This window comes from Shewanella hafniensis (assembly GCF_019655335.1).
Taxonomy (GTDB): domain Bacteria; phylum Pseudomonadota; class Gammaproteobacteria; order Enterobacterales; family Shewanellaceae; genus Shewanella; species Shewanella hafniensis.
In genome coordinates this window covers 23394-45655 of the sequence record NZ_BPFD01000025.1, presented here as the reverse complement: position 1 = coordinate 45655, position 22262 = coordinate 23394, and the positions used below count along the sequence as shown (strand labels likewise).

Below are 22262 nucleotides of genomic sequence, written 5' to 3'. Positions count from 1 at the left end.
TGTAAACGGGGGGCTTTGCCCCTCGTTTACTTTTGTTTTATTTCGATTCTGGAGGGTATCAATGGCTGTTGCTGCCAACAAACGCTCTATCATGACACTGTTTTCAGGTGCTGATGATCTGTATAGCCATCAAGTACGTATCGTGTTAGCTGAGAAAGGGGTTACTGTTGATGTTTTACAGGTCGACCCTAACGAAATGCCTGAGGATTTGCTCGAAGTAAATCCATATAACTCAGTGCCAACTTTGGTAGACCGTGAACTCGTTTTATACGAATCACGCATTATCATGGAATATTTGGATGAGCGTTTTCCTCATCCGCCTTTGATGCCAGTTTATCCAGTGTCTCGCGGCCAAAGCCGTTTGATGATGCATCGCATCGATACTGACTGGTATTCGCTCGTTGACCGTATCCGTAAAGGTGATCGTGTTGAAGCCGCTCGTAAAGAGTTGACTGAAAGCCTGATTGCAATTGCGCCAATCTTCGGTGAAGTGCCTTACTTCATGAGCGAAGAATTTGGTCTAGCGGATTGCTACCTTGGCCCATTGTTATGGCGCTTACCTGTATTAGGTATTGAGCTAGATAGCCGTGTAGCTAAAGATATCAAAGCGTACATGACACGTATTTTTGAGCGTGAATCGTTTAAAGCTTCTTTGACTGAAGCTGAACGCGAAATGCGCATGGGTATGTAATGAAGCCTTTGACTCCAAATCGTCCTTATTTACTAAGGGCTTACTATGATTGGTTGATGGATAACCAATTGACTCCTCACGTTGTGGTTGATGCCTTTATCGAAGGTACTCAAGTACCGCAGCAATACGTGAAGGATGGCCAGATAGTGTTGAATATCGCTGCTGGCGCAGTGGGCAATTTGCAAATTAGCAATGAGTGTGTGGAGTTCAATGCGCGTTTTGGTGGTGTTCCCCAGCAGGTGATGTTGCCAATGGCGTCAATTGTCGCTATTTATGCCCGTGAAAATGGGGCTGGCACTGTCTTCGATATCGAAGATGCTTATTTGCTTGACGATGAAGTCGATTCATCTTTATCTGTTGTTGAAACAAACGATAAAGCGCCTGAACCGACGGATGAGCCCCCTAAGCGTCGCAGCCATTTAACCGTCGTAAAATAACGACCGCTAAATCGCTGTGGTGAGATGCCCAAGTTGTTTTAAAACTGAGCCAGTCCAATGACTGGCTTTTTTGTCACTATATTTTATCGCTATATTTTATCGCCGTAATTGGCTAAACCTTGAGGATAAGGTGTGGTAGCATTTGCGCCCGCATTCATCCGTCGGATATGCGTTCTACTCTTACCCATTTAGGCCAATGGATCTTGTATGTTGCTAATGATCGATAATTACGACTCTTTTACCTTTAACTTAGTGCAGTATTTTCAGCAGCTAGGGCAAGAGATAGTGGTTAAACGTAATGATGAAATTAGCATCGCCGACATCGAGGCGCTTGCGCCTACTCATCTGGTGATTTCGCCCGGCCCTTGCACTCCCAATGAGGCGGGGATTTCCCTCGCGGCGATTGAACATTTTGCCACGCGTATGCCGATCCTAGGTGTGTGTTTAGGGCATCAGGCGATGGCGCAGGTTTTTGGTGCCAAGGTGGTGCGTGCTAAGCGGGTGATGCACGGCAAGGTCAGCGCCATTGCTCACACTGGGCAGCGGTTATTTGAGGGATTGAATCAGCCCTTAACTGTGACACGCTATCACTCGTTATTGGTGGATGCTGTGCCTGAAGGTTTTGTTCTCGATGCTTGGTTTGATGATCCGATCCACGGCCGAGAAATCATGGCCATGAGTCATCAAGATTTACCCTTGTATGGGGTGCAATTTCATCCCGAATCGATTCTTACCGAGCAAGGTCTCGAACTATTAGCCAATTTTTTAGCGCAATCGGCTATGCCAGTATAATTTCCTCGCCCTGAAAACTCCTCGCCCTAAAAACTCTCCGCACTATATTCGTACTATCAATTTCTGTTACAAGATTTATCCTTTTTTTAAGCAAGTTTAGCGATTAACTATGCTATAACTGCGGCAAAACTACGCGAATAGGCAAAACCAGCAGATAAACTAGACTGGGTCATTTAGCCGTTGCGATAACAATAAAAGGAAGGACAAATGAGAAGCGTAATGCGAAATTTGGGTTTAAGTGCGTTAGCGGTTGCCGTGTTGGCAGGTTGCGCTGCGACATCGACTGAAACAGCAGTTCCTGCATCATCCCCGCAAGCATTCCAAGTTCCCTTAGCCCAACCGCCACAGGTTTCACAGGCGCTTACGCTTAATCAAATTATGGCAAATCCCGATTGGATGGGCGTTTTCGCCAAAGAGGCATACTGGAGCGACGATAGCCAAAGTGTGCTGTTTGCCCGCCAAGCGAGTGCTTCACCTCTGCGTAGCTATTATCAGCAAGGTATCAATGACAGTCGCGCCGTCGAGCTAGCACTTGATAAATTACACGCGGCAGATCAGCAGTTTGGTGTGTTTGATCGCACTAAGTCTCACAAGGCTTATCTGTATCAGGGCAATATTTTTGTTAAGCAATTAAGCACAGGTAAAATCAGCCAGCTGACTCGCCAGCGCAGTGCTATCGATGGCGTGCGTTATCTCAATAATGGCGATATCGCCTATTGGCAGGGCGACAATGTTTTCCAAATTCATCAAGACTCAGGCTTAGTCGAGCAACTTGCTGAATTTAAAATGGCGAAAGCCCCTGAAGGTGTAAAAGAGCCAACGTCTTACATTGCTAAGCAACAGCACAGATTGATTCAGTATGTAGCGCTGCAGCAAGAGAACGCTAAAGCCAAAGCACAGTACAAAGATGAATTGCAAAAAAGCGACCCAACACTTGCCGCCAGCACTTGGTATTTAGGCGATAGCGAAGTCGTGTCAGAGCTTAGCCTGTCACCGGATGGCCGCTATATTTTACTTGCTCTGACCGACAAGAATTACACCGGCAGCAGTGAACACGACATCATGCCTAACTACTTAGGCAGCGATGGTTATATTGATCCCGTACCCGTGCGTGCACGTGTGGCTGAAGATACGCCGCCAGGGCAACGCTTTGTAGTGCTTGATTTAAACCAGCATAAACAAGTCGATATCACTATCGAGGGCTTGACGGGTTTTGATGAAGATGTGCTCGCCAAAGTGAAAGCTGAGAATGCTAAAGCGAAAGGCGAAACTTACCAAAGCACTAAAGCGCCACGCAAAATTCAGCTGATGCAAGATTGGGGCTGGACCCAGAGTGCGATTCAGTGGCATGAATCGGAAGATAAATTGGCTCTGATGCTAGAAGCTACCGATAACAAAGATCGCTGGATCGCCAGTGTCGATCTCGCTAAAGGTAAATTCACCACAGAGCATCGTTTGCATGATGATGCATGGGTGAATTATGACTACAACCAATTCGGTTGGTTGCCGGGGACGGATTCTCTGTACTATTTGTCGGAAGAATCAGGTTATTCGCAGCTCTATGTGAAAGGACTCGGTGCAAAGCCGCGCGCCTTAACCCAAGGCAAGTTTGTTGTGAGCGACATCCAGCTGTCACCGGACGCGAATTATATCTACTACAAAGCTAACCAAACTCACCCTGGTATGTATAACGTTCACAGGGTGAACTTAGCCACAGGCAAAAATGAGCAATTAACGCAGTGGGATGGCAACTTAGATTACAGCCTAAGTCCCGATGGCACTCAGCTATTACTTAATGCCTCACGCCGCACTCAGCCCAATGAGCTGTATGTTCAACCCATTGGCGGTGAGTTAAAGCAGCTGACGTCTTACACCAGCGATGCCTTTAAAAATTACCCATGGCAAGCGCCAGAAGTGGTAGCAGTACCTTCAAATCATGGCGCCGGCAAGGTGTACGCCCGCGTTTATCTGCCGCAAGGCTATGATAAGTCCCGCGCCGAGAAGTACCCTGCGGTGATTTTCAACCACGGCGCAGGTTATCTGCAAAATGCTGACTACGGCTTTAGTGGATACTTTCGCGAATTTATGTTCCACAACCTGCTGACTCAGCAAGGTTATGTGGTAATGGACATGGATTACCGTGGCTCTAAAGGTTATGGCCGAGATTGGCGCACTGCGATTTATCGCAATATGGGTCATCCAGAAGTCGAAGACTTAAAGGATGGTGTTAGCTGGATGGGAGCCAATACGAATGTCGATACGCAACGTGTCGGGACCTATGGTGGTTCCTACGGCGGATTCTTAACCTTTATGTCATTGTTCACTGCACCAGACCTGTTCCAAGCAGGAGCCGCACTGCGTCCTGTGGCGGACTGGGCACATTATAATGCGCCTTATACCTCCAACATCTTAAATACGCCTGATGTCGATCCTATCGCCTATGAGCGCAGCTCTCCGATTGAGCATGCTCAAGGATTAACTAAACCACTGCTTATTATGAGTGGAGTCATGGACGACAACGTCTTCTTCCAAGACAGCGTGCGCATGGTGCAGCATTTGATTGAACTGGAAAAACCGACCTTTGAAACGGCGATTTATCCTGTCGAGCCCCATGGTTTCCGTCAGCCTTCTAGCTGGTTAGACGAATACCGCCGTATCTATAAGTTATTCGAACAAGAACTCAAATAACTCAGCTCGATTTCCTGTAAAGGCCTCTATGTGAGGCCTTTTTATTGGGTAACTGAGTAGGAAATATCCGACATCACACTATGTTTGTGTTCTGCGACTTTGCGTTATTGCTAAGATTAAGTGTATGTGCTGAAATTGTAATGATTTTGAGAGTTTGATTGTTTTGACGTCACTCAGGCATTAGCGATATAGGAAAGACTTATAGTGGCGATTTCGGTTGCGGGCGGTGTAAGACCCGGCAAAATTATAGAGATAGAGCACAGACTCTACCAACAGTTGATCCTCGGAAAGCATAAAGCGAGCCCGACTCTTTTGGATGACCTCGACCTTGAATTAGAGGCCGATGCGAATAAGTTAGATGTTGAGCGCGAAGCGATTTTGGCACGTTTGATGAAACAAATTAAAGCCAAAGAAGTGTTTGAAGCCGTGTCGAGCCAGCTGCATGAAACGGTCAATAATGCCATCGAGCATCAACTCGCGTCCCCCGAACTGGTTCTGGCTAAGTCAGAGATCAATGAATCGCAAATTCTGTTGCTGGAATTACTGCTGGCAAAAAATCTTGATGCGACGCGATTAAGACCGCTGATCAGCAACTTAAGTTGGTTGTGCCGCGACTTAACCAATATGGTCAACAGCCCGTCTTTTCGCGCTCGCCGGCCTCAGAGCTCAGATGTGCGAGTTACCGATATTAAATTGGTGATGAATTACATCGGCATCGAAAATCTGCGAACGATTATCCCTTATTTTTGCCTGCGTAATTGGCTGCCGAGCGCCAATGCTAAGTTGCTGTGGACTACCCGTAAATTATGGCGCTACAGCATAGTCAGTGGCATTGCGGCCAATGCGTTGGCTCAGCTTCATAATACTGACTCAGCCTTAGTTTACAGTAGTGCCTTACTCAATCAATTAGGCACCTCGGTTGTGCTGAGTTTGAGCGCGCGCTTATTCGATCAAACTTGGGGCTCTTGGATAAGGGAAGCCAGCAGCAGCCGTGATAAGGAAGTGTATGATGCTGTGATTGCCACTGAGTTTCCGGCCAAGGCTGTGTTTGAACAAGTGTTAAGTCATGGTCATAAACTAAACTGGCAGTTATTAGAGCTGCTTAAGTTTGAAGCTAGCCCTTTGACTGGGTTATTGAAGGAGCTAGACCTGACCTTAAGTTATCGGGAGTTGTCACCGCAGGCGGCATTAGTCGCACGGGCAAACTGTTATGCTAAAGTGGTGTTACTCGAAGAGATGCGTCAAATCGATCCCCAAGAAAAGCGTTTAATGTTTGATTATTACGAGTTAACTGAGCAAGAAGTACTGCGCTTAAAAGCACAGAATTATAGAAAGTTAGATCTGCTGTAATCCACGACCTGCGACTTGAGCGTCGGGATGGCGGCGTTTAAGTAGAGGAAGTGATATGCCAAGCTGGCAAGCATCTGTACTGAATACTATTTTATCCTATGTTGCTAGGCCATCCATCAGTCGCGGCAAAGCCAAAGTCCCCCTAGCGCAAGTGCGTAAAAAGTTGCTTGATCTCGATAAACGTTGGCTTCCTTGGCCGGATAAGTTAGTCAGTGCCACCATCCCTTTGCAACACTCTAGCTTGCTGCACTATGTGCTTCTCAATGAACAAACTCGCCTTGGCAATCTGTTTTATATCCGTGGTGGAGGTTTTTGTTTTAAAACGCCCCATGCCCACGCAAGATTGATCGCGGATATTAGCCAGCGTTGTAAATTGGATGCCTATATTCCCGATTATCGTCTCGCACCTGAGCATCCTTTTCCTGCGCCATTTGATGATGTGCTTGAAGCCTATAAGCGATTAATTGCGCTTAAGGGCGCTGACAATGTGGTCCTTATGGGCGACTCTGCTGGCGGCAATTTAGCCTTGAGCTTATTGCTGGAATTAAAGCGTTTAGCTCTGCCTTTGCCGACGGCTTGTATCCTGTTATCGCCCGCGTTGGATTTAGCACTAACCGGAGATACTGAGTTGATACTCGCGGCTGACGATCCCTTCTTCACCATCGAAGCCTTACTGCGTTTACGGGGCGCTTATCTTGCTGGGGCAGACCCTATGTCAGCAAAGGTTTCACCCTTGCAGGGAAACTTAGCTGATCTGCCGCCCATCTTAGTGATTGCGGGTACGCGGGAACTCTTATTGCAGGATTCTGAGCGCTTAGTCGCTCAAGTCAAAGCCTGTGGCGGCGAGATAACGGGCTGTTTTTACCCTAACATGCCCCATGTGTTTCCCTTGTTCGATTTATTGCCCGAAGCCCTTGAGGCTAGGTCTAAAATTAGCCATTTTGTGCTTTCACACTTGATTCGTTAAAATGGTGTAGTTATTCACATTCAGTGAATAGCTAGCAAAATGAGGGGTAAATAACTTTTTTTCTGACTAATTATGCTGCAAGCCACGGGTTTAAGCGCTTGTATAGTTCTTAAACTGCAATCTTTATGCACTTTGGGTAGAAGAGCTAGGATTGATGTTTGTGAAAAACTGGTATTTTGATCACATTTTCGCTAATAATGGTTATTAATAGACACAAGCAATCCCAGTATCACTAACTCTAGATAAAGATACCTATGGGACTCTGACGGCCCCGATGCCGTTAAACAAACACAAAGGACGAAGAAGAATGAGCGTTGATATGAAGTTAGACCGTGCCCAGTTTGACGCAGTTATGGTGCCTAATTATGCGCCTGCTGCTGTGATCCCTGTTCGTGGCGAAGGAAGCCGAGTTTGGGACCAAGAGGGTAACGAGTTTATCGATTTTGCTGGCGGTATTGCGGTAAATTGCTTAGGTCACTGTCATCCTGCTCTTGTGAATGCCCTTAAAACACAAGGCGAAAAATTATGGCATCTGTCAAACGTAATGACGAACGAGCCTGCCTTAGAATTAGCGACTAAATTAGTCAATAGCACGTTTGCCGACAAAGTGTATTTTGCCAACTCTGGTGCCGAAGCCAACGAAGCCGCATTGAAACTTGCCCGTCGTTACGCCTTAGAAAAACACGGCGTTGAAAAAGACGAAATCATAGCATTTGATAAAGCCTTCCACGGCCGGACCTTCTTCACCGTGAGCGTCGGTGGACAAGCTGCCTATTCCGATGGTTTTGGTCCTAAGCCGCAGAGCATTACTCACCTGCCATTTAACGATGTTGCCGCATTAGAAGCCGCAGTAACGGACAAAACCTGCGCCATCATGCTTGAGCCGCTGCAAGGCGAGGGCGGTATTATTGATGCCGATCCTGCATTCCTGAAAGCCGTGCGTGAACTGGCTAACAAGCACAATGCGCTAGTGATTTTTGATGAAGTGCAAACGGGTGTGGGTCGTACTGGCGAACTGTACGCTTACATGGGGACTGAAATCGTACCTGACATTTTAACCACAGCTAAAGCACTCGGTGGGGGTTTCCCTATCGCAGCTATGCTGACAACCGCTGAGATTGCTGAACATCTAAAAGTGGGCACTCACGGTTCTACCTACGGTGGTAACCCATTAGCCTGCGCTATCGGTAATGCTGTGTTAGACGTAGTGAACACGCCTGAAGTGTTGGACGGCGTTAAACATCGCGAGCAGTTATTGCGCGATGGTTTGAACAAAATCAATGAAAAATATCATGTATTTTCAGAAGTACGCGGTAAAGGTTTGCTGTTAGGTGCAGTTCTTAATGAACAATACCAAGGCCGTTCACGCGACTTCTTGGTGGCCTCTGTCGCTGAAGGCTTAATGAGCCTGATGGCGGGTGCTAACGTGGTACGTTTTGCTCCTTCTCTGGTGATCCCTGAGGCAGATATTGCTGAAGGTCTAGCTCGTTTTGAACGTGCTGTGGCGAGCATAGCTGCCGCCTAAATGACCAAAGGAGTGCTGAATTTATTCGCACTCCTTTTTTGTCAGGGAATACTTACGTGCATCACTACCTGTCTTTTTGAAGAGAGGCGCCTTGATGCACGGCAAGCCAAAGTGAGGAGACACTAAGATGTTAATCATACGTCCTATTCAGGCTGGCGATTTTGAAGCCTTATATCAAATTGCCGAAGAGTCTGGTCATGGTTTTACGTCATTACCTGTGAATGCGGATCTGCTCAGACATAAAATTGCTCGAGCAGAAGCCTCATTCGTCAAAGCCGTAGAGACTCCCTTCGATGAAGGTTATCTAATGGTGCTGGAAGATACCGACACCCGAGAAGTCGTGGGCACGTGCGCTATCGAAGCGGCCGTGGGAATGGAAGATGCGTTTTACCATTATCGACTCGGTACCGAAGTCTATCATTCCGAACAAATTGAAGTGCGTAACGAGGTCGAAACCCTCACCCTTTGCCATGACTACACGGGCGCCGCCGAGATGTGCACCCTGTTTTTGCGTGAAGCGTATCGCAAGGGCAACAATGGCCGCATGTTATCCCGCAGTCGCTTTTTGTTTTTAGCGCAACATGCGAAGCGTTTTGGCGAAACTGTGATTGCCGAAATGCGCGGTGTGAGCGATGCCGATGGTCATTCACCTTTCTACGGCTGGCTGCAAAAACACTTTTTAGGCATTGATTTTATTCAGGCAGATTATCTTTCTGGTTTGGGCAAAAAGGCATTTATGGCCGAAATGATGCCACGAAACCCTGTCTATGTTTGTCTGTTGCCGGAAGAGGCACAGAAAGTGATTGGTGAAGTGCATACCAATACCCGTCCCGCATTAAGTCTGCTACAGGCCGAAGGCTTTAGATGCCGCGGTTACGTGGATATTTTTGATGGTGGTCCAACGGTTGAGTGTCGTTTATCGGACATTCGCGGCGTGCGTGAAAGCCGTTTATTAACCGTCGATATTGGTGACATGGTCGAAGCCGACACTCAATTTATTATCTCAAATACTCAATTAGCCAATTATCGAGCGACGTCTGCCGCACTGGCCGTGGACGACAAATCCGAACACATCATTATCAGCCCTGAGCTGGCTGCGGGTTTGTTGCTCGCAAAAGGCGATCAAATCCGTATTTTGGCAATGTAGGAATAGCAAATGACACATTATATTCAAGGTCAGTGGCATGCTGGCAAAGGTCATGACGTGGCCTCAATTAATCCAGCCAATGCTCAAACTATTTGGACAGGTAAAACGGCCACAGCAGAACAAGTTAATGCCGCAGTTGATGCCGCGCGCGCCGCGCAGTTTGATTGGTTTATGTTAGGTTTCGATGCGCGTTTAGCCATAGTCGAAGCGTATCGCAGCCAACTCGAAGTCAACAAAGCGGAACTGGCTGAAACGATTGCCCAAGAAACCGGTAAACCTCAGTGGGAAACGGCGACCGAAGTTGGCGCCATGATAGGTAAAATTGCGCTATCAGCCGCGGCTTACAATAAACGTACGGGCACAGAAGCCAACGATACGCCAGCGGGACGCGCGGTTATCCGTCACAAACCCCACGGTGTTGTGGCGGTGTTCGGTCCTTACAATTTCCCCGGTCATTTGCCGAACGGTCACATAGTCCCTGCGCTGTTGGCGGGAAATACTGTGATTTTTAAACCTTCTGAATTGACGCCTAAAGTTGCCGAGCTGATGGTTAGCCTATGGGATAAAGCGGGTCTGCCTGCTGGCGTGCTCAACTTAGTCCAAGGTGAAGTGGATACGGGTAAAGCATTGGCTTCTCACCCGCAGCTCGATGGTCTGTTCTTTACCGGCAGCTCACGCACGGGTCATTTTTTACATCAACAATATGCGGGTCATCCGGGCAAGATTTTAGCACTTGAGATGGGTGGCAATAACCCACTGATCATTAAAGGTGTGCAGGATATTAAAGCTGCCGTGCACGATATTTTGCAGTCGGCTTATATCTCATCTGGCCAACGTTGTACTTGTGCGCGCCGTCTATATGTAGAGCAAGGCGAGCAGGGCGATGCCTTGATTGCCATGTTAGCTGCTGCGGTCAAGCAGATTAAAGTTGGTCCTTGGAACGCGCAGCCACAACCTTTTATGGGCTCAATGATTTCTGAAGCTGCCGCCAAAGGTATGGTTGCGGCGCAGACGAATCTGCTGAACTTGGGCGGCGTGTCTTTGGTCGAGTTGACCCATCTAGAAGCGGGTACAGGCTTAGTGTCTCCTGGCCTTATCGATGTGACAGCGATCGATGCATTGCCGGATGAAGAATACTTCGGACCTCTACTGCAGCTGGTGCGTTACAGTGATTTCGATCAAGCGATCAAATTAGCTAACCAAACGCGTTACGGCTTGTCTGCGGGATTACTTGCCGATAGCCGTGAAGATTATGACTATTTCCTCGCGCGTATTCGTGCTGGCATTGTTAACTGGAACAAACAAATCACTGGCGCATCGGGCGCGGCACCTTTTGGTGGCGTAGGGGCTTCGGGTAACCACAGAGCGAGTGCTTTCTATGCCGCCGATTACTGTGCTTATCCTGTCGCTTCGGTCGAGGCTGATGCCGTGAGTTTACCCGCGACATTAAGCCCAGGTTTGAGCTTGTAAGCGGGTAGAGATTTGACTTTTATGCGGTAAAAAATATGTGGGAAAGAGGAGGAAGGACTAATGTTCTTCCTTTTTAATAACAAGCAGTAACGTTACTTGAGTTTCTACTGTGGGTATGTGTGACGCTACAACAGTGGCATTTAGGTCGTTACATTTAGTGTTCGCGGCAAAATAACAGCAATAACCGCAGCACAATAAAAGGAGTTTTTATGCATACCGACATCAACGCGTTATTTGCCGCCCTGTGGCAAGACTATATTCAAATGACCCCTTCTGCGGCAAAAGTGCACGCGTTGTTGGGTCATGGTAAGCCGATTATCAACGACCATATTGCCCTGCGTACTTTCAATATCGCTAAGGTGAATTTGGACGTACTGGCTAAGCATTTCACTTCGCTAGGTTATGTACCTTGCGGTGATTATAAGTTTGAACAGAAAAAACTGATCGCTAAGCATTTTGAACATCCAGACTCGACTCAGCCTAAAGTGTTTATCTCTGAGCTATTAGTTGAAGAGTTTAGCCCTGCACTGCAAAAAACTATTCAAGGCTTAATCGCCCAAGTGGATGCAGCAGCGACCACGGCGGACAACTTTATTTACTCAGGCCGTCATTGGTCTTTAGATGCTAAAACCTATCAGGACTTATTAACTGAGAGTGAATACGCAGCTTGGGTAGCGGCTTTTGGTTATCGCGCTAACCATTTCACTGTGTCTATCAATCACCTCGACGGTTTTGAGACTTTAGAGTCAGTGAATGATGCACTGAAGCAAGCGGGCTTTGTGCTCAATGGTTCAGGCGGTGAGATCAAAGGTTCGCCAGAAGTCTTGTTAGAGCAATCGTCGACTATGGCCGATAAGATTGGCGTTGAATTCACCGATGCGACAGTGGAAATCCCAAGTTGTTTCTATGAGTTTGCGCTGCGTTATCCTATGGCCAATGGTGAGCTGTATACCGGCTTTGTGGCAGCGTCTGCCGACAAGATTTTTGAAAGTACGAACGTGAATAAGGCTTAACGTGAATAAAGCCTAACGTCGTTAAGATTTTGAGCATAAAAACGCCATCACTTCGATGGCGTTTTTTTATGATTATATTAAAGAGGAAATATTAAAGAGTGCAGTCAAACTGGGTGTGTAAAGCTGAGCAGCTTCAGCAAGACTAACTGAAGATCAGTTCGATCCTCAGTCCACCTAAGCGAGTGCTGTGGCTAAACTTAAGCTCAATCTCATATTGCTCGGCAATTTCCTTCACTATCGACAAGCCTAAGCCGTGCCCCATGACAGACTCATCTAATCGCGTGCCTCTTTGGGTGAGCTTATCGAGTTCATCATCGGCAACCCCCGGACCATCATCATCGATACAAAGGCTGAGACGCTCCTGTTGGCGTGATAGCTGAATGCTGACTCGGCTCTGGGCCCATTTAAAGGCGTTGTCCAGCAGATTGCCTAAAAGCTCCATGCCATCTTCCCTGTGGATCGGCAGCCTGATAATATTAGGGTCGAGTTCGAAATCACATTCGATGGTTTTATTGCGGTGAACCTTGTTTAAGGTGTTGGCTAGGCTGTGTAAATCCCTTGGGATTACTAATTGCGCCGCGGGAAGCATATCGCCTGTAATCCTTGCCGCCGCCAGTTTGCGCTCGACCATCTTGTGGATAGAATCCAGCTGTTGCTGCAAGGCAATGGCGGTTTCGGGATCTTTAAGGCCAAGGGCTTCGACCTGTTGCTGCATCACAGCCAGCGGGGTTTTAAGCCCATGGCTTAAGTTGCCTAAGTTATTGCGGCTACGCTCAATTTGCTTGGCGGTGTACTCGAGTAACTCGTTGTAAGTCTTAGCGAGTGGCTGCACTTCTGGCGGGATATTATTCAGCTCCAGCGCGTTAATTTCGCCTTCTCTTAGCCGCGAAAGCGCGTGCTGAATATGCTTAACTGGCTTAAAGGATTGGCGTAGGATCAGGAAGATCCCCGCGATCATCGCCACCAACATCGCCAGATTGATCCCCAGCTTAGTGCCATAGACTTCGCTAAACACGCGTCTGCCGATACTCAAATCTTGGGCAACAGTTAAGGTGGCGCTGACATTGGCGCTACTGGAATTTAGCCCCAGTGATAACAGCTGCATATCGTTATTTTTAGGGCCTTTAGCTTGCCAGACACGGGTTTGATTTGGCGCGAGTGGCTCGATATCTAACTGCATATCCCACAGGGAGCGGGAGCGAATGACTTCATTGGGCAGGTTAAGCTGGAAATAGCGGCCTGAATAGGCGGGCTTGTAGAAACTGGAAAGCTGGCTTTGATCTATGCTGATGTCCCCATCGTGAATATGGGTTGCCAACATAATATGTTCGAGATCTTCTTCTAAGCGATTGATAATAGAATCATGAAACGCCTGACGCAGCATGGACTCAAACAAGATGAGCCCAATGACTGTGCCTATTACCAGTAAGCCCGTTAACCATAAACTGAGCTTAGTGCGGATTGAGATCATTCAATAATGCCGTGGAAGATATAACCTTGGCCGCGGCGGGTTTCGATAGCGGTTTTGCCTAATTTCTTGCGTAAGTGGGTTACATAAACCTCGACCACATTACTCTCTTTTTCATCGTCAAACTGATACAGCTTATCGGTAAGTTGTGTCTTAGATAACAGCTTCTTAGGCGACATCAGGAAGATTTTTAACAGCCTGAATTCCATCGCCGTTAGCTCAAACAATTGGTCTGCCACTTTTACCGTTTGCTCGGCTTCATCTAAGATCACGCCGCCATAGCTCAATTGCTTGCTAGAAGTATTTAAACGGCCATGGGCACGGTGGATAAGGGCTTGAATACGGGCCAGTAATTCCTGCGCGTGGAAAGGTTTGCCTAAGTAATCGTCGGCGCCGGCATTAAAGCCTTCGACTTTTTCATGCCATTGGCTGCGGGCGGTCAGCATGATGACAGGAGTGCTGATCCCTTGATTACGCCAGCCTTCGAGTAGTTCGAGGCCGTTGCCGTCGGGCAAGCCGATATCTAAGATCACGCAATCGTATTGGGTTTCTTTGATCAGATAATCGGCTTCAAGCGCTTTGTCAGTAATATCGGTCACATAGCCAGCGAGTTTGAGTTGTTTCTCCAGCTCGGTGACTAGCATAGGGTTATCTTCAACGAGTAACAGTTTCATGTTTTCGACATTCGCTCGGTAATGCTATTGAGTGATCGGCTTGACCATTAGTTGCATCAATACTGAGATTGACGATTTGGCCACGCTGAACTTTGATTTGCAAATCATAGCGCCATTTATGATCTTCTTGATAGAGATGAGCATCAATTAGTTCACCTTGGCAAAACTGATTAACTATGGAGAGTGTACCGTTTAAGGATAGTATTTGCCCAGAGTTGACGAGTGCCTTGGCTTGATAATGTTCTAATTCAATAGGTTCGGCATGCAAGATTATTGGATGCACCAGCGTGAATAGGCTGAAAAAACAGATTAAAAACAGCCGTTTCATTTGAGCTCTCCAATAAAAAATGGCCTAGAATTTATTCTAGGCCACTTTAATAAGGCAGGCTTAAATCAAGCTGAAGACTAACTTAACGGGTACCGTATACCACGATTGTCTTACCATGAGCTTGGATCAAATTCTGTTCTTCTAACATCTTCAAGATACGACCCACAGTTTCCCGTGAACAGCCAACGATTTGGCCTATCTCTTGACGAGTGATCTTAATCTGCATGCCATCAGGGTGTGTCATCGCATCAGGTTGTTTAGCCAGATGTAATAGAGTTTGAGCAATACGGCCTGCAACGTCTAAGAATGCAAGGTTACCCACTTTCTGGCTGGTACTTTGTAGGCGATAGGCCATTTGTGCAGACAGCTTCATCAGAATTTCAGGGTTAACTTGAATTAACTGTCTGAATTTCTTATATGAAATCTCAGCGATTTCACAAGCTTGCTTAGCACGAACCCAAGCGGTACGTTCGGCTTGTTCTTCAAACAAACCTAGTTCACCGATAAAGTCACCTTGATTCAGATAAGAAAGGATCATCTCCTTACCTTCTTCATCTTTAATCAATACCGCTACAGAACCTTTTACTATGTAATAAAGGGTATCTGAGTCTTCACCAGCATGGATAAGAGTGCTCTTTGCAGGGTACTTATGAATGTGACAGTGTGATAAAAACCATTCCAAAATTGGATCAGGTTTTGGCTTACCAATCAGAGCCATGTTGGTGTTCCTCGATTGATTAAAACGAAAGTAAGAGTATTCTAAATAAGCATTTTACGTCAATTAAACTCACAAAAACTTGATGGAAGTCTTAGTTTAGAATAAGTGAATAAATGCAATTAACCATCTAAAATTAGAGCTTATTTTGCTACTTTAGTGATTTAAGTCAACTAAATCGATATGAAACTCGCTGGATTCACTTAACTCTGTCGAGTTAATCACATCTTACCAGTTTAATTAAGCCGTTTTATTATAGATTATGGATAAAACAGGCCACTAAATGACAGTTGAAGATGTTTCACAGCTGAAATTAGCTGCTCATTTGCTTCAACTTCCCCCATTATCCTGAGGTTTGTGTGTATTTAGACTCGACTTATGGGGTTAATTCTGGCTAACTTTGAGGGCAGTCGCTTTTAAGAGAGGTAAGCAAGTGAAATACAGATTATGGGTTTTAGGTGCAGGTTTAAGCTTAACGATTGGGCTGAGCTCTGCGGCGCACGCATTTTCTATCCCGCAGCCTGCTGCCGAACTCGCAGCTAGTAAGTTTGTGCATATTCAGGTGACGGCAGAACAAGGCGACGCTGATGCCCAATTTCTGCTGGGATTAATGTATCTCTCTGGGCGTTTTGTGGAGCAAGAAGTGCCCTCTGGTTTGCATTGGATTTCACTTGCCGCCGAGCAGCAACATGAAAAAGCCCAGCAAACCTTAGCCGACCTGTCTTTTGAAGGCCAATTGATCAAGCGTGACTTATCCGTGGCCGAGCATTGGTATCGAGCCTTGAGTGAGCAGGGCAGTCGTTGGGCACAATTTCGTTTAGGTTTTATTTATGCTTCTGGCGGCGATGGTGTGCAACGTAATTGTGGTAAAGCGGTCGAGCAATTTTCCCAAGTGGGTGATGATGTTGCCTTAGGTAATGTGGCGTGGATTTTAGCGACTTGCCCAGAAGCTGAGTATCGCGATGGCAATAAAGCGGTCGAGTTATCCTTAAAGTTACTCAAAGTGAATGAAAACGATCCGACAAATTTAGATAATCTGGCGGCGGCTTATGCCGAAGTCGGCGATTTTGGTGCGGCAATTTCGACGCAGCAAAAAGCGATAGAAGCGTTAAAGATGAGTGCCGAAATGACCAAGACAGATGAGTTTATGCAGCGCTTACAAACCTACGAGCAAAAGCGTGCGTATCGCGAAACCTTACGCTTACTCGAATAAGGCATTGGTTATTGGAGCCCTTAAAGTAAGCCCTGTTGGTTTATTCGCGCTTTAGTTGATGCATATAATGATAAATTGGAAAGCCTGAGTTAATACTCGGGCTTTTTTGTTTTTAATTGACGCTAACCGAGCGTCCAAGAATCTAGGATGTGGTATTCCACACCCGTGCTTGTGCTTTTTGAATGATATAAATACAAATGTTCGGGCGTTAACGTTAGCGTATTCATCTCCTTGAGTTGCAATAACGCTGGCTCATCTCGTGTCCATTGTTTGGCCTTCCTAAATAAACTAATGTGCGGGCAAAAGTGGTGTTCACTGCTATGTAATTGCAGGCGGCCTGCTATTGCTTGCGTCTGCTTAGCTAATTGCGTTAACGGCGGATCAACTTCATCGGCTTTTAAGCAACAGACTTGGGCATTAGGCCATAAATCGAACTGGTTAAGTCGAACACTGAATCTTGGCTTAGCTAAGCGGTCAAGTGCATCAAGGAGGGAGATACGTTGATCGTCGTCCACTTGCCCTAGAAAGCAGAGCGTTAAATGCATATTGTTGACACTCACTGCTTTCGCCTCAGGATTAAGGTGGCAAAGCAGTTGTTGCTGTAAATCACTCAGCCTTGCCCTTTGTGCAGCGGTAGGCGCGAAGCCGAGAAATAGCCTTTGTTGCATCGGTTTATCGTCCTTTGTGGGGCTCAACACGGATTATCTCAGGGAACACTTTGACGGTTAGCGTCTTTGAGCGTTAATCTAGTTGTTGAATTTATCGGCTAATTTACGACTCAAGCAGACGTTTAATTCACTGTGAGCCTATACTCAATATACGTCGATAATACCTTAAATGGATTTTTAGGTAAGGAAGTCACTTTTCATGTCAGTAGGTTTAGCAAATCCACTCCAACAGGCCTTAGTGAGTATTTTTAGTGAGTCTCCACTAGAAACCTTAGAGCAAAATGTTGACCGAGCACTTGAGACCATCACATTGCAACTGCATTGTGATGGGGTATTTGTATTGACGGGCAGCCAGTCTCTGGATCGTTTACGCACGCGTAATTTGTATCTAAAACCCCAATTTGCTAAAGGCCAGCAAACTCGAGTTTGGCCCTTAGCGCGCATGCCATTTTTTCGCTCACTCGTTCGTACCCCAAGACTATTAAATCTGCCCGATGTGAATACCTTACCCGCCGATGCACAGGCCGAGCGAACGCTATTAAGAGATTGGGACGTCAAAAGTTTATTGGTATTGCCGCCTGTGGTATTTGGCGAAACGCGTATCGCGCTGGGCGCGGTGAATTGCTCTGAGTGTTGCGAATGGAGCGAAGAGTTTATTCAGGAATTTAATCACGCCGCTGTGATGATTGGCTCGGCGATGGAACTGACGCGCATCGCCCTGAGCATGCTCGCCAGTGAGCATAAATATTGTGAAGTCTTCAATCAGCTACCTTTAGCCTGTGCCTTGCTAGATAAGCATGATCAATTGACTATGCTCAATAAAGTCGCCCTGCAAACGCTACCAATCCAACATGGTTATGACTTATTCGACATGGTACGTGAGGAAGAGCATGCCATGCTCACCGATACCTTACATGTGGTACGAGAAGGTGTACTCGGTCACGCTTGGTGTGAGTTACCCTTAAAATCTATCCATCAATTGGCTTGGTTGAAACTCAGCTTTAGCCAGATCAGTGGCGATAAAGATACCTTAGTCATGATTGCCGAAGATGTCAGTGAAAAGTATCGCCTAGCCGATGAACTGTCCTTCCATGCCAATTATGATGCGCTCACAGGATTGCCCAATCGGTTACATTTCGAAGCCCTATTAGAAAATCTGCTGTACGCCCACGACGACATGCCAATATGTGTGGCGTTTCTCGATTTAGACCAATTCCAAGTCATCAACAATATCAGTGGCCATCAGGCAGGCGATAAGCTGCTGTGCCAAGTGGCATTGCGCTTAAAACAGCTCGTGCGTAAGGGCGATATTGTTGCCCGTTTAGGAGGCGATGAATTTGGTATCTTAATGCATTACTGCAATGTGGAATCGGTGAAACAAATTGCTAAACGTATCTGTACCCAATTGGCGAAGCATGAGTTTATTTGGGAAAGCCGTAGTCACAATGTCAGTGTCAGTATGGGGATTGCCAAGTTAAATAAAAAAGCCGCCGACATTTATACCGTGATGAGTCAGGCCGATGCAGCTTGTCGCTTGGCGAAGGATCAAGGTCGCAATGGCTGGCATTTATACAGTGCGAGCGATCCTAAAATGAACCGTCTCTATACCGAGATGATGGCGTCGGTGGATATCGTTGGCGCACTCGCGTTAAATCAATTTGAGCTTTATTTTCAAAGCATAGTGCCATTAAACCGTGAGGAGTCAGGTCTGCATTTAGAGATCCTACTGCGCATGGTGCAGACTAACGGCACTATAGTGTCTCCCGCCATTTTCTTACCCGCCGCCGAGCGATACAACTTAGCTTCTAAGGTCGACTTGTGGGTGATCGATAATTTACTCAAGTGGGGCGGTTGCCATTTAGATATCTGGCAGCAATTGGACCTAGTATCGGTGAATTTGTCGGCGACGTCTTTGGGCGACCATGAGTTTATGAACTGGCTAGAAATGCGTTTGATGGCCGAACCTGAGCTGGTGGACAAGCTTTGCATCGAAATCACTGAAACCGCAGCCGTGAGTCAGCTCGATCAAGCGACAAAGTTACTCGATATATTGCGCCCGCTCAATTGCAAGTTAGCCCTCGATGACTTTGGGGCTGGTTTTTCTAGCTTTGCCTACCTTAAGCGCCTTAATGTGGACATTGTGAAGGTAGATGGTCAATTTGTAGTGAACATCTGCGAAGACAGTGCGGATCAGGCGATTGTTAAGTCGATTTGCCAACTTGGCCAAGATATGGGCTTTGATGTGGTTGCCGAATTTGTCGAATCCCAAGATATTGGCCGAAAACTACAAGCTTTAGGCGTCGACTATGCCCAAGGTTACGCCATCAATAAACCGATGCGGTTAGCTGAATTGCAGTCAGGACTCTGTCAGCCTTGGCTCGAAAAACGTGAGACCTTTGCGGCCTATCCACAGCTTTAGTTTTGGGCACGACCGCTTAGCGCGATTATGTTGCAGTGAAATGGTACTCAAAGCCGATTGTTAGTACACTGACGGCCTGTGTTGGCCGCTGATGTCTTTTTCTTGAACTCTCTACCTATTCATAGCTTGTTAGCACCGCTGCGTGCGGCTTTTTCTCGTCACGCTCAAGTGATCCTCGAGGCACCGACAGGTGCGGGTAAATCTACCGCATTACCTTTGGCTATGTTGGATTGGCCAGAAATCAGTGGACGTATTTTAATGCTCGAACCGCGGCGTGTCGCGGCGCGTAGTGTTGCGCACTATATTGCCCGTTGTCGCCAGCAAAAGGTGGGGCAAGAAGTGGGTTATCGCGTGCGCGGTGAAGCTAAAGTCAGCGCCAATACCCGCTTAGAAATCGTTACCGAAGGCATACTCACGCGGATGATCCAGCAAGATCCCGAGTTAACTGGGATTGAGATGATCATCTTCGATGAAATTCATGAACGCCACCTCACTACCGACTTAGGCCTCGCCTTAGCGCTCGAAGTACAAGCTTCACTGCGGGACGATTTAAAGATATTAGCCATGTCGGCCACCTTATCTGGCCTTGCCTTAGCTGAACTCATGCCAGAGGCTGTGACCTTACACAGTGAAGGCCGGAGTTTTCCCGTTGAGGTTGAATATCGCCCCGTGCCGACGCAGCAGCATTGGATCGATCATCTTGGCCGCTGCGTGCTCGATCTGGTCTCTGCCAGTAGCGCCGGTGTTGATAAAACGGCTAGCAATAATGCCGTGCTCGTGTTTTTACCCGGAAAAGGCGAAATATCACGATTGCAGCAGTATCTGCGTGAGCGTTTAGCGGATGATGCTTTTCTGATTTGCCCCCTTTATGGTGAGCTTTCAGGCGCAGAGCAAGATAGCGCGATTGCGGCAACTACGGACGGCAGGCGCAAAATCGTGCTAGCGACTAACGTGGCGGAATCGAGCTTAACTATTGAAGGTATAGGGTTTGTCATCGACAGCGGCTATAAACGTCAGGCCAGTTTCAACCCTAAAACTGGCGTCACTCGTTTAGGCTTAAAACGTATTAGCCAAGCCTCGGCGACTCAGCGCAGTGGCCGCGCCGGACGTTTATCTGCGGGCATGTGTGTGCGTTTGTGGAGCCAAGAAGAACATGGCCGCATGCTCAGGGCCGATGAACCTGAGATCAGCCAAGCGGATCTGGTGGCTATGGCCCACGACTGTGCTTATTGGGGTGCAAAATCCTTTAGTGACTTGATGTTGTTAACGCCGCCACCGAGTGTGAATGAGGCGCTGGCGTGGCAATTACTGCAGCGCTTAGGCATGGTCGATGGCCAAAATAAACTGACTCCCCACGGAAAAGCAGCCTATGAGCTAGGGTGTCACCCAAGGCTTGCCCATATGTTATTGGGCGCGAAAAGCTTAGGCGATGATTATGAGCAAACTGCGCAATTGGGCAGTTTGGCCTGTTTGCTGTCGGGGATTTTAGAAGCGCGCGGTTTGCCTAAAAAGGGCGCCGATATCATGAATTACTTGCACTTTGCCTGTCAGGGGCAAGCGGGACAGCAGGCAAAACAGTGGCAGAAAAAGCTCGGTTTAACTGCTGACTTAGTGAAAGTCGCGACCCATGCTCACCACAGTGATGTGGGATTATTGCTGGCACTGGCGTATCCAGATCGCATCGCCAAAGCCCGAGGCGTTGAGGGTTATCAATTAGCCAATGGGACTGGCGTGGTGTTAGCAGCCGAAGATGCCTTGTCGCAAACGCCTTGGATGGTGGTGGCAGATTTCCAAGAAACTGAAGGCAGAAACGCTGGGCGGATTTACTTGGCGAGTCAGTTTCAGCCGAGCTTGTTCGATAGCGAGCTAAAAGACTTGCTGGAAATCCACGAGATCTGTGGCTGGGATGAAGGCAAAGGCCGAGTGATTGCCGAGCGCCAATACAAGGTCGGACAAATTTTAGTGAAAACCGAGACCATTGCTAAGCCTGAGCGCAAGCAAATTGTCGCGGCCTTACTAGCTTATATTCGCCAGCAAGGATTACAAATTCTCAATTGGAACGCTAACTTAGAGCAGTTTCAATACAGGCTTAAACTCGCGATTGAGTTCGATGCTGGCAGTGATTGGCCAAAGGTCGATGATGAGGTGTTATTAGCGAGCCTAGAAACTTGGCTGGCACCTTACCTCGAAAATGTGAATAATCTGCCGCAATTAGTTAAGCTCGATTGCTTTGGTTTTGTGGCAAACTGTTTGAGCTGGCAGCAGAAACAGCGGCTGGAGGAGTTATTGCCAACCTCTTGGCCGTTAGTTACCGGTACCTCTGCGCCAATCGTATACGATGAATCTGGGCGTGCGCTGCTGCGGGTGCGTCTGCAAGAAACCTTTGGCATGGCGCAGAGCCCTATGTTGGCGCAGGGCAAGCTAAAGGTGACGATGGAATTACTTTCTCCCGCTCAACGTCCATTGGCTTTAACGGCGGATTTAGCCAGTTTCTGGCAGGGACCTTATGTGGAAGTGAAAAAGGAAATGCGTGGCCGATATCCAAAACATCTGTGGCCGGACGATCCTGTGAATACACTACCAACAAAATTTACCAAGAAGAAAACCTTGGGTTTAGCTCAGCCATAGCAGTGACACTGGTTTTTTTATCGGGTGAAAACACGCCCTGATTCGCACCACGCTTGCTATCGTGGCTGA

Annotated in this window: 18 protein-coding genes; 13 read left to right on the top strand and 5 right to left on the bottom strand. The window is 47.3% G+C overall.

Translation table 11 applies throughout. The features are described from left to right. Positions 1-61: 61 nt before the first annotated feature. The 10 genes from sspA (at position 62) to K5Q99_RS09490 (ending at position 12080) form a co-directional block, all read left to right on the top strand. Positions 62-691 (top strand): stringent starvation protein SspA, encoded by a 630-nt coding sequence (gene sspA / locus K5Q99_RS09535; RefSeq protein ID WP_006080065.1) that lies wholly within the window; start codon positions 62-64, stop codon positions 689-691. Beyond that, entirely contained in the window at positions 691-1128 is a 438-nt protein-coding gene (locus K5Q99_RS09530; protein ID WP_106651680.1) for a ClpXP protease specificity-enhancing factor, read from the top strand. Before sspA ends, K5Q99_RS09530 begins: the two co-directional genes overlap by 1 nt. Before the next feature lie 207 nt (positions 1129-1335). After that, positions 1336-1920 (top strand): anthranilate synthase component II, encoded by a 585-nt coding sequence (locus tag K5Q99_RS09525; RefSeq protein ID WP_106651679.1) that lies wholly within the window; start codon positions 1336-1338, stop codon positions 1918-1920. Between the two features lie 207 nt (positions 1921-2127). After that, positions 2128-4608 carry a S9 family peptidase gene (locus tag K5Q99_RS09520; RefSeq protein ID WP_220776726.1) on the top strand — a complete coding sequence of 827 codons (2481 nt, stop codon included), beginning with the start codon at positions 2128-2130 and terminating at the stop codon, positions 4606-4608. Positions 4609-4812: 204 nt separating this feature from the next. Then, entirely contained in the window at positions 4813-5958 is a 1146-nt protein-coding gene (locus tag K5Q99_RS09515) for an HDOD domain-containing protein (RefSeq protein ID WP_006084202.1), read from the top strand. 55 nt (positions 5959-6013) lie between these two features. Continuing rightward, positions 6014-6925, top strand: a complete 912-nt coding sequence (locus tag K5Q99_RS09510; protein ID WP_220776725.1) for an alpha/beta hydrolase — start codon at positions 6014-6016, stop codon at positions 6923-6925. Positions 6926-7232: 307 nt separating this feature from the next. Then, entirely contained in the window at positions 7233-8450 is a 1218-nt protein-coding gene (locus tag K5Q99_RS09505) for an aspartate aminotransferase family protein (protein ID WP_012197666.1), read from the top strand. 127 nt (positions 8451-8577) lie between these two features. Next, a complete protein-coding gene (gene astA / locus K5Q99_RS09500) occupies positions 8578-9597 on the top strand; it encodes an arginine N-succinyltransferase (RefSeq protein WP_220776724.1) in 1020 nt (339 codons plus the stop codon). A gap of 9 nt (positions 9598-9606) precedes the next feature. Beyond that, positions 9607-11067 (top strand): succinylglutamate-semialdehyde dehydrogenase, encoded by a 1461-nt coding sequence (gene astD / locus K5Q99_RS09495; protein ID WP_220776723.1) that lies wholly within the window; start codon positions 9607-9609, stop codon positions 11065-11067. A 209-nt stretch (positions 11068-11276) separates the two neighbouring features. Further along, a complete protein-coding gene (locus K5Q99_RS09490; RefSeq protein WP_220776722.1) occupies positions 11277-12080 on the top strand; it encodes a DUF1338 domain-containing protein in 804 nt (267 codons plus the stop codon). 142 nt (positions 12081-12222) lie between these two features. On the opposite strand, the gene K5Q99_RS09485 is transcribed toward K5Q99_RS09490, so the two are convergent. From K5Q99_RS09485 to crp, 4 genes are all read right to left on the bottom strand, one after another. After that, positions 12223-13551, bottom strand: coding sequence for an ATP-binding protein (locus K5Q99_RS09485; RefSeq protein ID WP_220776721.1), 1329 nt, complete (start codon positions 13549-13551; stop codon positions 12223-12225). After that, positions 13548-14222 carry a response regulator transcription factor gene (locus K5Q99_RS09480; protein WP_006080080.1) on the bottom strand — a complete coding sequence of 225 codons (675 nt, stop codon included), beginning with the start codon at positions 14220-14222 and terminating at the stop codon, positions 13548-13550. Before K5Q99_RS09480 ends, K5Q99_RS09485 begins: the two co-directional genes overlap by 4 nt. After that, positions 14203-14550, bottom strand: a complete 348-nt coding sequence (locus K5Q99_RS09475; protein ID WP_220776720.1) for a PepSY domain-containing protein — start codon at positions 14548-14550, stop codon at positions 14203-14205. The genes K5Q99_RS09480 and K5Q99_RS09475 overlap by 20 nt, the downstream gene beginning before the upstream one ends. A gap of 82 nt (positions 14551-14632) precedes the next feature. After that, positions 14633-15268: a cAMP-activated global transcriptional regulator CRP gene (gene crp / locus K5Q99_RS09470; protein ID WP_220776719.1), complete on the bottom strand. Its 636-nt coding sequence runs from the start codon at positions 15266-15268 to the stop codon at positions 14633-14635. Between the two features lie 430 nt (positions 15269-15698). On the opposite strand from crp, the gene K5Q99_RS09465 reads away from it, so the two are divergent. Then, a complete protein-coding gene (locus tag K5Q99_RS09465) occupies positions 15699-16478 on the top strand; it encodes a tetratricopeptide repeat protein (RefSeq protein WP_106651671.1) in 780 nt (259 codons plus the stop codon). Between the two features lie 122 nt (positions 16479-16600). On the opposite strand, the gene thpR is transcribed toward K5Q99_RS09465, so the two are convergent. Continuing rightward, on the bottom strand, positions 16601-17146 hold the full coding sequence (gene thpR, locus K5Q99_RS09460; protein WP_106651670.1) for an RNA 2',3'-cyclic phosphodiesterase: 546 nt from the start codon (positions 17144-17146) through the stop codon (positions 16601-16603). Positions 17147-17345: 199 nt separating this feature from the next. Between thpR and K5Q99_RS09455 the strand changes: the two genes are divergently transcribed. Both K5Q99_RS09455 and hrpB read left to right on the top strand, forming a co-directional pair. Next, the gene (locus tag K5Q99_RS09455; RefSeq protein WP_106651669.1) at positions 17346-19565 is read left to right on the top strand and encodes a putative bifunctional diguanylate cyclase/phosphodiesterase; all 2220 of its coding nucleotides are present in this window, start codon (positions 17346-17348) and stop codon (positions 19563-19565) included. A 78-nt stretch (positions 19566-19643) separates the two neighbouring features. Beyond that, complete coding sequence (gene hrpB / locus K5Q99_RS09450; protein ID WP_198555553.1) at positions 19644-22193, top strand: ATP-dependent helicase HrpB; 2550 nt, start codon at positions 19644-19646, stop codon at positions 22191-22193. The last annotated feature ends 69 nt before the right edge of the window (positions 22194-22262 follow it).

Coding starts and splice junctions, on each gene's coding strand:
- sspA (WP_006080065.1), top strand. CDS start 62: ATGGCTGTTGCTGCCAACAAACGCTCTATCATGACACTGTTTTCAGGT.
- K5Q99_RS09530 (WP_106651680.1), top strand. CDS start 691: ATGAAGCCTTTGACTCCAAATCGTCCTTATTTACTAAGGGCTTACTAT.
- K5Q99_RS09525 (WP_106651679.1), top strand. CDS start 1,336: ATGTTGCTAATGATCGATAATTACGACTCTTTTACCTTTAACTTAGTG.
- K5Q99_RS09520 (WP_220776726.1), top strand. CDS start 2,128: ATGAGAAGCGTAATGCGAAATTTGGGTTTAAGTGCGTTAGCGGTTGCC.
- K5Q99_RS09510 (WP_220776725.1), top strand. CDS start 6,014: ATGCCAAGCTGGCAAGCATCTGTACTGAATACTATTTTATCCTATGTT.
- K5Q99_RS09505 (WP_012197666.1), top strand. CDS start 7,233: ATGAGCGTTGATATGAAGTTAGACCGTGCCCAGTTTGACGCAGTTATG.
- astA (WP_220776724.1), top strand. CDS start 8,578: ATGTTAATCATACGTCCTATTCAGGCTGGCGATTTTGAAGCCTTATAT.
- astD (WP_220776723.1), top strand. CDS start 9,607: ATGACACATTATATTCAAGGTCAGTGGCATGCTGGCAAAGGTCATGAC.
- K5Q99_RS09490 (WP_220776722.1), top strand. CDS start 11,277: ATGCATACCGACATCAACGCGTTATTTGCCGCCCTGTGGCAAGACTAT.
- K5Q99_RS09485 (WP_220776721.1), bottom strand. CDS start 13,551: ATGATCTCAATCCGCACTAAGCTCAGTTTATGGTTAACGGGCTTACTG.
- K5Q99_RS09480 (WP_006080080.1), bottom strand. CDS start 14,222: ATGAAACTGTTACTCGTTGAAGATAACCCTATGCTAGTCACCGAGCTG.
- K5Q99_RS09475 (WP_220776720.1), bottom strand. CDS start 14,550: ATGAAACGGCTGTTTTTAATCTGTTTTTTCAGCCTATTCACGCTGGTG.
- crp (WP_220776719.1), bottom strand. CDS start 15,268: ATGGCTCTGATTGGTAAGCCAAAACCTGATCCAATTTTGGAATGGTTT.
- thpR (WP_106651670.1), bottom strand. CDS start 17,146: ATGCAACAAAGGCTATTTCTCGGCTTCGCGCCTACCGCTGCACAAAGG.
- K5Q99_RS09455 (WP_106651669.1), top strand. CDS start 17,346: ATGTCAGTAGGTTTAGCAAATCCACTCCAACAGGCCTTAGTGAGTATT.